Source organism: Helicobacter canadensis MIT 98-5491 (assembly GCF_000162575.1).
Taxonomy (GTDB): domain Bacteria; phylum Campylobacterota; class Campylobacteria; order Campylobacterales; family Helicobacteraceae; genus Helicobacter_D; species Helicobacter_D canadensis.
Genome location: NZ_CM000776.2, coordinates 716625 through 730331, shown reverse-complemented (window position 1 = coordinate 730331; position 13707 = coordinate 716625). Strand labels below are relative to the sequence as shown.

At 32.4% G+C, this 13707-nt stretch carries 12 protein-coding genes; all 12 read right to left on the bottom strand.

All coding sequences use genetic code 11. The features are described from left to right. Positions 1-37 precede the first annotated feature (37 nt). Entirely contained in the window at positions 38-2920 is a 2883-nt protein-coding gene (locus HCAN_RS03695) for a DEAD/DEAH box helicase family protein (RefSeq protein ID WP_006656810.1), read from the bottom strand. Next, entirely contained in the window at positions 2920-3915 is a 996-nt protein-coding gene (locus HCAN_RS03690) for a virulence RhuM family protein (protein WP_006655406.1), read from the bottom strand. The genes HCAN_RS03695 and HCAN_RS03690 overlap by 1 nt, the downstream gene beginning before the upstream one ends. Before the next feature lie 6 nt (positions 3916-3921). Then, on the bottom strand, positions 3922-5445 hold the full coding sequence (locus HCAN_RS03685; RefSeq protein WP_006655404.1) for a caspase family protein: 1524 nt from the start codon (positions 5443-5445) through the stop codon (positions 3922-3924). A gap of 1 nt (position 5446) precedes the next feature. Continuing rightward, positions 5447-8026 (bottom strand): site-specific DNA-methyltransferase, encoded by a 2580-nt coding sequence (locus tag HCAN_RS03680; protein ID WP_006655403.1) that lies wholly within the window; start codon positions 8024-8026, stop codon positions 5447-5449. A 79-nt stretch (positions 8027-8105) separates the two neighbouring features. Continuing rightward, on the bottom strand, positions 8106-9545 hold the full coding sequence (locus HCAN_RS03675) for a saccharopine dehydrogenase family protein (RefSeq protein ID WP_006655402.1): 1440 nt from the start codon (positions 9543-9545) through the stop codon (positions 8106-8108). Between the two features lie 62 nt (positions 9546-9607). After that, positions 9608-10603, bottom strand: a complete 996-nt coding sequence (locus HCAN_RS03670; RefSeq protein WP_006655400.1) for a YhdH/YhfP family quinone oxidoreductase — start codon at positions 10601-10603, stop codon at positions 9608-9610. Between the two features lie 34 nt (positions 10604-10637). Next, on the bottom strand, positions 10638-11168 hold the full coding sequence (locus HCAN_RS03665; protein ID WP_006655398.1) for an HdeD family acid-resistance protein: 531 nt from the start codon (positions 11166-11168) through the stop codon (positions 10638-10640). Between the two features lie 42 nt (positions 11169-11210). Next, positions 11211-11696 carry a FixH family protein gene (locus tag HCAN_RS03660; RefSeq protein WP_006655396.1) on the bottom strand — a complete coding sequence of 162 codons (486 nt, stop codon included), beginning with the start codon at positions 11694-11696 and terminating at the stop codon, positions 11211-11213. Continuing rightward, positions 11696-12277 carry a TPM domain-containing protein gene (locus HCAN_RS03655; RefSeq protein WP_006656809.1) on the bottom strand — a complete coding sequence of 194 codons (582 nt, stop codon included), beginning with the start codon at positions 12275-12277 and terminating at the stop codon, positions 11696-11698. Before HCAN_RS03655 ends, HCAN_RS03660 begins: the two co-directional genes overlap by 1 nt. A gap of 115 nt (positions 12278-12392) precedes the next feature. Further along, positions 12393-12596 carry a DUF4006 family protein gene (locus HCAN_RS03650; protein ID WP_006655393.1) on the bottom strand — a complete coding sequence of 68 codons (204 nt, stop codon included), beginning with the start codon at positions 12594-12596 and terminating at the stop codon, positions 12393-12395. Between the two features lie 9 nt (positions 12597-12605). Beyond that, positions 12606-13487, bottom strand: a complete 882-nt coding sequence (locus tag HCAN_RS03645; protein WP_006656808.1) for a c-type cytochrome — start codon at positions 13485-13487, stop codon at positions 12606-12608. Next, positions 13488-13706 carry a cytochrome c oxidase, cbb3-type, CcoQ subunit gene (locus tag HCAN_RS03640; protein WP_006655391.1) on the bottom strand — a complete coding sequence of 73 codons (219 nt, stop codon included), beginning with the start codon at positions 13704-13706 and terminating at the stop codon, positions 13488-13490. Position 13707: the final 1 nt, after the last annotated feature.

The following is a 13707-nucleotide window of genomic DNA, read 5'->3' as shown; positions in this document are numbered from 1 at the left end:
ACAAATACAGAATCAATAAATCAGTATTATTTTTATTCTATTCACAAATTTCTTTCATTATATCTTCAATACTAGGTTTCTTATAACTTTCATAGTCCCTAAATTCAGAATTCGTTTTATTGTAGTAGTATAGATATACTTTAATTTCCTTATTTTTATAAGAGAATTTTTGATTTACATACACAGATTCAAAGCCTTTGATTTTATCTATCGGGTTTGTTTCTCGACTAAGTCCTTTTGGATCTATAAAAACAATCTTGTATTCTTGTGTCGCTTTATCTCTAAACCAAAAAATAAAATCCGGATAAAATTTTCGATTGCTTTGTGCCTGACTATCAAAATATGGGATGTAGATATCATCTATATTCTCTACAATCTTGCTAAAGCACCACTCATATTTATCTAGTCTTTTGGAATCTGTTTGTAAAAATTTCTCTAAATCTTTTAAAAATTCTCTTTCACTCTTTTGGCTAATAGCAAAATTGATTTCTGTATTTCTATCATCTTTATTAGAGAAAATTAATGGATTACAATAATGCTCTTTTAGCTCCGCACTAATTGCGTAGTCTTTAATATTGCATTTTTTTGCATTGCTTTTTAGGTTTTTTGCAAATTCATCTATATTTATTTTTCCACTTTCAAAATCAGCTTTTAATTCTTCCTCGCTTTTTGCATTAAGTATATTTTTTATAATCTCACTTATCTCATTTGCGAAGTCTTGCCCCAAAGTCGTTTGAAATTTTTGATAATGATTGATTTCATCACTCAAATCTACAAATTCTTGTAATTCTCTGTTTGTTGCATGCAAGATTCTATCAATGCGACTAATTGTTGTGTTTTTATCAAATTTTTGCATATCCCCATTACTAGATTGAATCCTTGTGCTGTTGTTGTGCAAAAATTTTTGTATTTCTTGCAATGTTTCATAGCTACATTCTTTATGAATGACACATTTACTAAGCACCAAAACATCTTCATCAAAACTTTCTATATATGCTCTTAGATTTTTTGCTTCTGTTTTGTCGATCCTGTAGTTTTTATCTTTAGATTGTATTTCTTTGTATTTTGGTGTAGGGAGTGGGCTTAAGATATTTGTTTTTTTAAAGCCTTTTATAGGATATTGAGTGATAAAGCTTTCAATTTTTCCTAAAATAAATTTGATCGCTTCAGTATCACTTGCTAAAACAAATAAAGTTTCTATACCACAAGATAGAGAAGACAAAGCTTCTTTTGTCGCGTATTCTAATTGGTTATATTGCATTCTTTTTCGCACATGAGCAAAAGGCTCAATTCTCACACCTCTGCCTATAGTTTGTAAAACATATTTGTTGGCATTTTTGCTACCAATATTAATAAAATAGATGAGATTCACACGATTGCTATCCCAACCTTCACTAAAGACTTTGCTTCCAAGCATAATATTAATACTTGAATCTGTGCTGTTAATATCCTTAAAGTAACTCTTTTGCAAATCTTTAAAGCTCTCTACACCAAGCTCTAATAAATGCTCTTTTTCCCACTTTTTGGTTTCACCAATATTTAAGAGCATAAAAGGCTCATTGGCATTTTTACTCTTAAAGGCTAGTTCTTTATCATTTGCTCTAAGGCATTCCAGGCTTGAAGGCTCACTTGCGTAAAAGATGTATTTTCTCACACTTTTAGAATCTACATTTTTTACACATTCTTTAAACTCATCACTTAAAGCATTTTTTGCAAAATAGAGTTCTTGATATTGTAGTTTCTCATAGAGATTGTTTGCGATTTCTTGTATATCTCTATCTTCTTTGAGTATTTGCAATATAGCTTCAAAATAGAGCTTTATTCCTGCATCTTGTGTGTTTACTTTATCTGATACGGCAATGATTAGGGGGTTGTGGTATTTTATATCCGCGACACCAAGACTTTTGGCTTTTTCTAATAGTTTTTCTTTGCTTTGCTTCATGGCACTAAAAAGTATAAATCCTTCTATGATTCTTGTTATTCTCTCATTTTCATCATTTTCGTTGCCAAAAGATTTGAGATTAGAATCTAGCAGGGCGATATTTTTGCCATAACCATCACGATTAAACTTTTCTAGATTGTAGTTAAATGCACAAGTTAAAAAATCAATCTCATCACTAAAAGTTGCAGAAAAATTAAAAATAAACCCTTTAGAAAATCCCTCATAATCTTTTTGTTTGTCTCCACAAGCTAGTTCATTAATATAGGATTTTCTTATAGAATCCTTGCTGTCCCCTTTGTGTGCTTCATCAAGCAAAATATACCAGCCACAATCATTGCAATAATTTTTGTAATCCAGTCTTTTTGCATTTTTATCTTTTCCCACATTTTCTTTGCAATCTAGCAAATCGCTTCTAGCAATAAATACGATAGTTTCTTCCAATAAACTCGTATTACCCACGCTCTCATATTCTTTTAGCTCCCTCACACTTAGGGAATCCCCATTGTAATTATTGTATTTTGTGATATTGTGTTTAAATTGTTTTAAAATCGTATCATTTGGAGCTAAAAGCATGATAGGCTTATTTGAAATTATTTTGTCTCGCATAGCTTTACCCAAAAGTGAGAGGAGTTTTATCATCACGATAGTTTTGCCACTACCTGTTGCCATCCAAAAAGATGCACGATTAATTTCTGATTCTTTTAGTCTAAAATCTTTATATTTTTCTTGATAGATTCTATAAAGCTTTGCCCCTCTATTTTGTCTATATTCAGAATCTTTGTAGCACATATAACAATCAAGTGCAATCATTGCATTTTGCACACTCGCGATTTGATACTCTTGCAAACTCATATCTGCACTAAAGCTTTGTAAATCATAGCGTTCATATATCCCTTTATGTTGCATTCTCTTATCATTGCATATTTCACTTAAGAGCAAATGTTGTTTGATGTCTGCTGTTTGCTTTGCCTTTGCCATTACCTTTCCTTTAGGGCTTTATAGGTTTCTTCTAGATTCTTTTCATCTTCTAGATCAGCTTTTATGCGTGCTTCCTCTTTTCTTTTTTCATTAAAAATTTCATATTGTTTATAGACAATTTTTTGCATTGCTTTTTTTGCAATAGATCCATTATCTTTTAAAATTTCCTTACCTTGAAAGCTAAGCAAAGCATCTACATTTTCCCTCCAAAAATCCATAGTCAGAGTTTTATTATCCTTTACTCTAAGTTCTGCTGATTCTAAAAAAACATTTACTAAGCGATTTAAGCTATCAAGTTCATCTTTGCTCAAATAATTTTTAGCAATAAGAATATCCTCTTTTCTTACTACACTTCCCTTCCAGCTAGTAAGCCCCATATTTGGCTTACTAGAATCTGCTCTTTTAGCTATGATTTCAGCCGCAGTTTGTTTGGTAACCGCATATAAAAGCTTATTTTGTGTGTTTGCAAAAAACATTTGCGTAGCTTTATCGCTAGAGTCATAATCCACACACAAAGCAAACAAATCTTTTAGCTTTTGATAAAATCTTTTTTCACTCGCTCTTATATCTCTGATTTGCTCTAAAAGCTCATCGAAATAATCTGTTCTTCCATTTGGATTTTTAAGCCTATCACTATCTATTAAAAAGCCTTTTTGCAAATAGTTTTTTAAATGCTCATTAGCCCAGATTCTAAACTGCACACCCCTTTTACTTCTGACACGAAAGCCAATGGCTAAAATCATCTCTAAGGAATAAAATTTTACATTGTATTGTTTGTTATCACTTGCAGTTATTCGGAAAATCCGAACAACTGAATCTTCTTGTAATTCCCCATCTTTTAAGATATTTGTTATATGCTCACTTATACTAGATTTTGAGGTGTCAAAAAGCTTTGCTAAACTTTCTTGATTTAAATACACACTATCACCAAGCTCATAAAGCTCGACTTTAATCTTTTTATCTTGCGTGGTGTAGAGGATGATGTTATTTTGCATTATTATTCACTCTCTAATTCTTAAATCATCTTGTTTTAAAATATTCAAAATATCATCACTAATTTTTTGATTATAATTTTCTACAATTATTTGTATTTTCTCTAAAATCTTATCTTTATCGCAAAAACTTACCTTGCTTTTTATCCAATCTTCAACATTTATTTTTTCCCAATTACACCAATTATTTTTATAATATTTAGTTATGTTACTATAAAAAATAATATCAAGATCATTATGAAAATTAATGATAGTTATTACATATTTATTGATGTTTCTAATATCTTCTTTGGGATTAAGAGATATAGCAACACCTATTGGCAAAATATCATCTGTCACATTAATAGAATTGACTATATCTCTGTATTTCTCAACCTCTTTTTCTTCATATTCTTCTTTTTTAAACAAACTAATATGTCCTGATAATTCTGACATACGAAGTTGTCCAAACATTGCCTCATAAGCATTTTGAGGTTTTTTCTTTTTTGGAACCCATTCCGTAGTAGTATAAGACTCTTGCTTGTATCCAAGATTAATAAAGAGATTTTTTTTATTTTTTTCTATTTCATTATACAACTCATTGATATTGCTAATAATATTATAATCATTACATTTATCAATTTTAATATCATAAATTAATCTTATATCATCGTTAAATATATCATTAAGCTTATTTTCATCAAAAATATATTCAATATTTTCTTGCGCCATATCTTTAGATATATACTTTTTAGACAAAGCTTTAAGCTTCTCTATTATATCAATCTTGTCATTTTCTATTTCTTGATTAACACCTTCGTCATCATTTATTATGGGATTATTATTTTCAAAAAAACTTTGTATAGATCTAAGTTTGTCAAGAAAAATTTCAGTTGCATTGGATTGATTCACAAAAAATGGTGTTTGCGATTCACTTCTGCTACTAAAATAATCAACAATATAGGATTGAACATCTGTGTATCGAATAGAATCTGTTTTATGCGTTAAGATTGATTCTATAATAGCATTTGTAAAATAACTACCCCTATCATCGCCCATCGAAGATTGATTATTCATAGAAGAAAAGAAAAAATAACATTTTTTAAAAGAATGTTGAGTTAAACTTTTTTTGACAGACATTTGGTCAGATTCTTTGATATATTGTTGCCCTGATTGACAAGCATCAATTATTTTAATTACCATTTCCGTATCTAAACTTTTAAGCATATCATCCAGTTCATTATTAGATAAACTCGTTGTTTCAAATTGCTTATCAGTAAAATTAATTGGTAAATAATAAAATTGCTCTTTAAATACCCCGTGTCCAGTGTAATAAAATAGCAACTCATTGATTTTGGATTTTTCAAGTTCTCTAATAATTTTTGATAATTCACTTTTTAGTTGTTCGCTTTGGTAATTTTCAAAAATATGAATTTCAAATTTTTTATTTAAGTCTAATATTTTTTGTATTGAATTGATATCTTTTTTACAAAAATCTAATTTACCTAAATTTTGATATTCAGAATTTCCTACTAGGATTGCTATATTTTTCACTTCATTCCCCCCACCAAATGAGATTTCTTAGTTTCGGGTATTTGATTAAGTCGATAGTTTCTAGATTCACAATATCATCATTTTCAAACTTGCATGATTGTATGCCATTTTCATCAAGAAAAATATTTTTAATTTTAAGCCCTAAAAGATTTGACATTGTAGTAAAAATATCAAAGCTTTTATTGTATTTGCTCATATCAAGGCAGATTTTCTCTCCTTTTTTAAGCCCTTTGATAAGTTTGCGTGATTTTCTATAATCAATCAAAGAATCTTTATCTAGCACATATTCGCATTGCTCTAGGGATTCTTCATAGCTTTCAAGCTCATAGTATCTAAAAGCCCCGCCACCTTTAAACTCTACTTCCTTACTAATCCCACTTGCAAAACCACCGATAACTTTTTTCATTCGTGGAATTACCACTTGATAAAAATGCTCTCCCATTTCTACACCAAGCCATTTACGCCCTAATTTATGAGCTGTAGCTAAGGTCGTGCCACTACCTGCAAAAAAATCAAGCACTATATTCCCATTGCTTATCGTGTTAAGCGTAAGTGAAACATCTATTTTAGAATCTATATTTTTAAATTCTTCAATTGCTACCGATCTTTCAGAATAACAAAAAGATGCATTACTTGCAATCTCTAAAATCCTTTTTAGATAAGGTTCTGGTTTTGGAGTATCAAATACAATAGAATTGAATAATGATTTCATTTCATCAGCAGCATTTGCCGCATTTGAAACATCATCCCATATTGTTTCTAATACTTGCCCACTATGTTCCGATAAAAATAACTTTCTATAAATATTATCACCCTTAATAACCAATTTATCATCATTATCCATCTTTATAAGATTGTCTTTAGAGAATAGCCATAATCTTTTTGAAAAATATTTTCCGCATTTACTTACAAAATCATACTCAACACCACCTTGAGTTCCTCTCGCCCAACAAGCAAGCAATCGATATTCACCCCTTTTGTCTGAATCTGGATTTTTGTATTGTTTTTTTGTTTTATTGTCAATTTCCAGCAAATTGAAGTTTAAATTACAAGTATCCTTGCCATAAACAATGCAATATTCATGCGTTTTACTAAAATATTTCGCAGAATTATCTCTACCTCTTTTTCTTTTCCAAACAATATTCGCCACAAAATTTTCTTCTCCAAACATTTCATCACATAGAATCTTAAGTCTTGCTTGTTCATTATCATCAATGCTTATAAAAATACTTCCGCTATTTTTTAGAAATTCTTTTGCTAGATCTAGGCGATTATTCATCATCGTAAGCCATGAGCTATGGTTAAATTTATCTGTATAGACAAAGCCATCGCCCCCTGTATTATAAGGCGGATCAATATAGATTAAATCAATCTTATCTTGATATTTTGGCATGAGAGAATTAAGGGCTTGAAAATTATCACTTTTGATTAGCTCCCCACTTAGAATCTCATCTAAATTATCAAATGCACCCAAAAGCTTATAATAATTCTCTTCGCTCAAATATTTCGTATCAAGAGGTAAAAATTTATATTGCTCATCATTGATATTTTTGATTTCAAAATGCTCATCTATGAGTTTTAGCTCTTGCCATTCTTTGATTTGCTGTTTAAAGCCCGTGTCTTGAAAGATAGATTCTAGTATTTGCTCTGAATCTCTAGCGTGATTAGAGATAATATCAAGGCTAAAGACATAATGCACATTTTTAGCAAACTTTGGCTTACACCAAATTGCTTTTAGCTCATCTTCAAAATCCGCTATCAAGTCAATGATTCTAAAGGCTATTTTTTTGAGTTGATTTAGCTCATCAATCTTTTCTTTACTCCAATCTGTAATATCATCTACTACATATTTAAACATCCATAGATTAAACTGCTCTTGTAGAAAGGCTCTTGCGTTTTTGTGGATAAAAAAGTCGATTTCATTTTGCTTTTTGTAAGCGTATAGAATCTTTTTTATTTCTTCTTCTTGTAGCCGTATTTGCTTGTCTTTTAGGGCTTTGATAAATTCATCGCTTAAATCACTACTATTTTGCTTAAAGACATTGGGGAGATCTTGTAGCTCTTCTTTGTTGTTTAGCACATAGATTCTAATCTCTTCATCTATTTTAAACTTAAAAATAGCCTTATTTTTGGCATTATCACTATTTGGAGTAAAGTAACTTGTATCAAAGATAAAGGTATAGTTAGAATCTTCGCTCTTAATCTCGGCATTATGATAGATGACATCAGATTTGACATAGTAGAGATTTTGTGTTTTATAAAAAAGGCTGGTATCTTTAGAATTAGTATACACTCTAGCGTAAATGTTTTTGTGCAAGGGCGTATCATAGAAAAATGGTGTGCCTGTTTCATTGAGATAGCTTCCAAAAAAATTATAAAGTTTATTATAAATAGGATATTTTACTTCCTCTTTTTCTAGTTTTTCTTTGATGGTTTTGAAGTATTGTGATTTTATTTTGAGTAGATTGATAAAGCCACTTTTTTGTATCTTGTCTGTATTAAATAGGTTTTGAGTGTTCTCTATTTGCACTCCAAGATACATAGATTCTAATTGTGAAAAAAAGGCTTGTTTGTAATCCATGGCTTTCCCTTAAAACTATTATCCCTAAAGTTGGATTCTATTATAAAAAATCTTGACTAAATTTAAAGAATGGGTATATTTACTTTCTCCCATCCTCTAGCACTTTTCTCTCGCCTTTAGAATCTATCTCGCACACGACATATGGAAGTCCTTGCTTGTTTAGTTCTGCCATAAAGGGATCTGGGTCGTTTTGCTCCATATTCCACACACCGCTACCATTATTAGAATCTACCCCTTGATATTCTCCACCTTTTGGCATATCGCTATTATCTGCGTTATTTGGTATTTTTGCCGCTCCTATGCCCCATTTGCCCTCCAAAATCAGTTTTGCACCAATCATTGCTGGCACACCTGTGGTATAGCTCACGCCTTGGGCATTGACTTCTTTATAACACGCCTCGTGATCGCAAATATTATAGATATAAATTGTCCGCTCTTTGCCATCTTTTATACCTTTGATGTAGCAACCGATGTGTGTTTGCCCTTTGGTGCGAGGCGCTAGAGAGACTGGATCTGGTAAAAGCGTCTTTAGCGCTTGTATTGGCACGATTTTTTGCCCATTATGCTCTATTTCATCGACACGCAAAAGCCCTACATTTTCTAGGCATTTCATATGTGTGAGATACGATTCTCCAAATGTCATAAAAAACCTAATCCGCTTTAGCCCTTTGATATTGCGCACAAGAGATTCAAGCTCTTCATGATAGAGTAGATAGCTATTTTTTACGCCTACTTCTGGATATTCCCATTCTTTCATTAAATCAAGCGGCGCTATATCTTGCCATTGTCCGCCAAAGTAATCTTCATTTTTTAAATCTTGTGTATTTGCCTCTAGGCTAAAATGCTTTTCTTCTCGCTCAAACTTGCGATAAATGGTGTCTTTTTTTAGGTCTGTGTTTTTAGATAAATCGTTGTCTTTGCTCCAAAATCTTGCTTTAGAACTAACTTCGCGCAAATTAATTTCAGGATTAAAGTTTGTCGCAAACGCATAGCCGTGATCTCCTGCGTTGCAATCAAGTATGTCTATGCTGTGAATCTCATCAAAATAATGTTTTTGCGCATACGCACAAAAGACATTCGTAACGCCCGGATCAAATCCACTTCCCAAAAGCCCAAAAATCCCTGCTTCTTTGTAGCGTGTGTCGTATGCCCATTGTTCTTTATACTCAAAATGCGCAGAATCTGGGTGCTCATAGTTTGCAGTATCTAAATAATGTGTTTTTGTCCTTAGACACGCTTCCATAATGCTCAAATCTTGATAGGGCAAAGCGACATTTACCACGAGCTTTGGCTTGTATTTTTCTATCAAAGCCACCATAGATTCGACACTATCAGCATCGACGCAATCTATCTCAATCTCGCCCAAGCCTTTTTGCTTGATAGAATCTGCTATCACTTTGCATTTATCTAGTGTGCGAGACGCCAAGATAATGCGTGAAAAAACCTCTCTATTCATCGCCATTTTGTGCGCTACCACGCCACCTACACCACCTGCACCAATTTGTAAAACACAAGCCATAATACATCCTTACAATGAAATATATAATACTAAGTAATTTAAGGCTGTATTATAGCATTTAGTTATTGATTGTTAATTGATACTATGTTTCTTCCTATGTTGGTTGCGTGTTGTATAGAATCTAGCTTGTGCGCTAGTGTTTCAAGCGTAACTTCTGTGATAGGTATTTTCCGTATGAATGCCATTGCTTGTGAAATTTCATACCAAATTTTTGATCGCTTTTGGCTTGGATATGCTACAGAATCTATGCCCACAAGCTGTATCCCACGCAAGATAAAGGGCAAAATATTTGTGTTTAGAGCTATCCCACTTGCATTGCCACATACACTCATCGCTCCGCCATAGGATATTTGTGTCAATAAACTTGCAGCTAATGCACCACCCACACAATCAATCACATAATGAAAGCATTGTGATTGTAGGGGCTTATTATCGTCTTTTATGATGTCTTTTGGCGATACAATCTCACTTGCACCAAGACTTTTTAGCATTGGTGATTGATCATTTTTAGAAGTGATAGCGATGATGTTGTCATACCCTTTTGCTTTAAGGAGTGCTATTGCCATAGTGCCCACACCACCAGTTGCACCAGTTACTGCTATGGTAGGTTGTGTGTCTTTATGCATTCCTGCTTGTTGTAGAGATTGTATGCTTAAAGCTGCTGTAAAACCTGCCGTGCCCACTATCATACTATCTTTGAGTGATAATCCATTTGGCAAGGGCATAATCCACGATGACTGCAATCTTGCGTATTGTGCATAGCCGCCAGTGTGAGAAACCCCCATACCAAAGCCTGTTGCTAAGACTTTTTGCCCTATGCTATAGCTTGGGTTTTTAGATTCTACAATCTCGCCACAGAGATCTATACCCGGTATCATAGGGTATTTGCGGATCACACCACCATTTTTCTTAAATGCAAGCATATCTTTATAGTTGATACTAGAGTATTTGACCTTTATAATCACATCGCCATCTGATAGATCATCTATAGTGATGTCTTTTATTGCGTGTATGAGATTTTCTCCTTGCATATCCACACATATTGCCTTAAATTTCATACACTTTTTCCTTTATAATATTCTAAATTCACTGTTACAAATCAAACAATTTCTTGCTACTTAAGCCAAACCAAAATGAAATAATCCCAAAAAATAGCACCATTAAAGCAATCATAAAACCTATAGTAACACTGCCAATAGTTGGATTAACAATAAAAATCATCGCTACAATGATATTTAAAAACGCAAAAATAAAAACTATTAACCATTCAAGCCCTAATTTCTTTAGCTTTAATGCATATCCGATTCCCAAAATCCCTTTAAATAGAATCATAAACGCCACAAAAATCACAATTACTTGCGAAGTAAAGTCGATTCCATTATAAAAGAAAATCCAAGCAAACAATAAATTTAAAAGCCCATCAATCAAGATAAATTCTGCCCCACTTACCCTTCTAGCATAGAAATAATAAATCACATTGCTTAATCCACCAACGAGCAAGAATACAGGCAATAACACAGCCAATCCCATAAAAGTTTCAAGGGGCATAAAACAACCAAAAACACCACTTACAATCATTACAACACTAAATAATAGCCACACGGCATAACTAAAATTTTTCATTTCTTGCCTTTTTTGAAAATATTAATTTTAAAAATAAGTTTCTTACTTAACTAAGTATTCTTGCATTAAACAAATTGAATCTTCCCCTATTTCCACATAAGCTTCCACTTGCCAACGCCCTTGCTTATCAACTGCAAAAAATGGACTTTGATAAATCCCCTCAACAAATTCACCCTCTCCTAAGGCTTTATCTTCTTGAATAGTATTAGGACGCGTTAAAAAAAAGGAAATCTTAGCATTTGTTGGTAATTTTTGACTCTTTAAATCTTTGATTTTAATAAAAGCCATTTTAAAGTCTTTTAAACTCTGCTCTTTGGGTCCTTCAAACCTAACGGCATATTGCTTTAAAAATGCTTGTCTTTTTTGTGTGATTTCATTAATATTTTCATCCACATATTGCGAATCCATTCCACACATTGCTTTCATTTCAACAGGATTATTTAATGCTGTTTTAATAGTCAAAACAATTAAGCCAATCACAACCATCACTAACAAAAAAATTCCAATAGGCCAATAATTTTTATTCATTATTTTCTCCTTAAATAAACAAAAACAAATAAAACAAGCAAGACAAAAAGCATACCATAAAGCGCTGTTCTTACCGCAATTTGAATGCCTTTGTTTTGCGTTGGAAAACTATGTTCTAACTTGACATTATGAAATTCTGCGATTCTATCTGCCATATCCACAAAACCATTTAATAAAAAAGCAGAAATTCTCTCGCTTGTTAGCTCTTTAGTTGAATTTGGGATTAAAGGCACAATATAATCCCAATAAACATCATTTTTATCAAACATTTTTTTTACTTCTTGGCTGGTAATAATGTCAATTTTCTGATCTTTTTTGCTAAAAAAGAGTAGCACATAGGGATTTTGTAGATTATCAATGTAAAAAGATTCTTTCTCTTGAAGATTCATCTCTCCTAAATCCTCAAGAGCAACAATATACATTCTTACACCTGTTTTTTCATAAACTTCACTGGATAAAATCTCAATAAAGCCAATAGTTTTTTCAACCAATTGATTTTCATTTTCTAGCACAAAAGGCTTTGCAAAAGAAAAAACAAAACAAAATAGGGATAAAACCCCTATTTTAAAGACTTGCAGCATCTTAACCAACAAAAAGAAGCATATCTGGGATAAACACCACGGCAATAGAAACAATAATGATAACAATATGTGCAATAAAAAGAATTTTTTCTAAACTACTATACTTTACCATTTTTTACTCCTCTGCATTTTGGAAATGCTCTGCATTTTCAACACTTTTCATTTGTATGCTATTTGGATTCTCAATCACATAAGGATTGTTTGCCTCTGCTTTTTGCGTTACCACTGCTGCATACCCCAAACCAAAGACGATAGCAAGTAACAATGCTACCGCGACTATATAACCACCTAATCCATTAATTCCAAATAAACCATTCATAATGTGTCCTTAGTTTTTATCCGAATAGATGAAATGCCCTAAAGCTTCTTTTTGAATATCTGTCAGCATTTGAGTTTTAAACGAAGGCATAATACCGATATGTCCTTTTTTACCTTTATCTAAAACTTCTGCCACAAATGTGGTTGTTCCATATTTGCTCAAGTCAGGAGCCATTCCTCCCATACCTTTTCCATCATCCCCATGGCAGGCATTACAAGTTGCAGCGGTATAGAGCTCCTTACCTTTAGCTATCAATTCTGGATATTTTGTTTTTTTAGCTTCAGAAATTTCAGCCATAACATAAGCCGCCACCGCCTTTTGTGCTTCTTCAGTATCCAAAACTCCTGGTGCTACCTCACTAATTGGCAACATATCTCCAAGTAAATAACCTAAACCTTTACTTCCTTGTTTAATGGTTGTAATAATCCCTTCTTCTCTACCCCATTCTGCTAGATTAGCTGCTGTGCCATTCATACCTTCAGTTGTGATTCCATGGCATTGAGAACATTGCACTAAAAAGAGATTTTGTCCCATTTTAACCAAAGTAGCTTCATCAATGTTTTGCCATTGTTCTTCAAACTTGGCATTATATGCCTTTACCTCTTCATTGTATTGCCCAATTTGAGAATAAGAATTAAGAGGATATCCAATAAACCAATACCATAATGCCCAAATAATAAGCACTAAATAAGTTACACCCCAACCAATTGGAATATCATTTACAAATTCTTTGATTCCATCCCATTCTTCACTTGATAGCTCACCTTCTGCTTTACTGCTTTTCATTTTTTTGATATAACTACCAACAACGAAAATAGTTAAAGCTAGAATTACTATGGCGCCAAGCAATGCAAGTTGATTTACACTATCACCTAAGTTCAACCATTCCATTTAGCTCTCCTTCTTTTTATCTTTATTGCTTCTCTCTTCGATTAATTTATCATTTAAACCATCATCAAGTGCCAACCTAGCATATTTTTCATAGTCTATTTTTCCACTTCTTTGGCTTTTATAAAGATGATAAATATAACCATACAATAAAACAACCAATAGAAGTGTGATAAACCAATATGCATAACCTTGGATAATTTTTATAGTTTCATAATCCACG

Excerpts from the sequence above, each read along its gene's own strand:
- HCAN_RS03695 (WP_006656810.1), bottom strand. The coding sequence starts at position 2,920 with ATGGCAAAGGCAAAGCAAACAGCAGACATCAAACAACATTTGCTCTTA.
- HCAN_RS03690 (WP_006655406.1), bottom strand. The coding sequence starts at position 3,915 with ATGCAAAATAACATCATCCTCTACACCACGCAAGATAAAAAGATTAAA.
- HCAN_RS03680 (WP_006655403.1), bottom strand. The coding sequence starts at position 8,026 with ATGGATTACAAACAAGCCTTTTTTTCACAATTAGAATCTATGTATCTT.
- HCAN_RS03675 (WP_006655402.1), bottom strand. The coding sequence starts at position 9,545 with ATGGCTTGTGTTTTACAAATTGGTGCAGGTGGTGTAGGTGGCGTGGTA.
- HCAN_RS03670 (WP_006655400.1), bottom strand. The coding sequence starts at position 10,603 with ATGAAATTTAAGGCAATATGTGTGGATATGCAAGGAGAAAATCTCATA.
- HCAN_RS03665 (WP_006655398.1), bottom strand. The coding sequence starts at position 11,168 with ATGAAAAATTTTAGTTATGCCGTGTGGCTATTATTTAGTGTTGTAATG.
- HCAN_RS03660 (WP_006655396.1), bottom strand. The coding sequence starts at position 11,696 with ATGAATAAAAATTATTGGCCTATTGGAATTTTTTTGTTAGTGATGGTT.
- HCAN_RS03655 (WP_006656809.1), bottom strand. The coding sequence starts at position 12,277 with ATGCTGCAAGTCTTTAAAATAGGGGTTTTATCCCTATTTTGTTTTGTT.
- HCAN_RS03650 (WP_006655393.1), bottom strand. The coding sequence starts at position 12,596 with ATGAATGGTTTATTTGGAATTAATGGATTAGGTGGTTATATAGTCGCG.
- HCAN_RS03645 (WP_006656808.1), bottom strand. The coding sequence starts at position 13,487 with ATGGAATGGTTGAACTTAGGTGATAGTGTAAATCAACTTGCATTGCTT.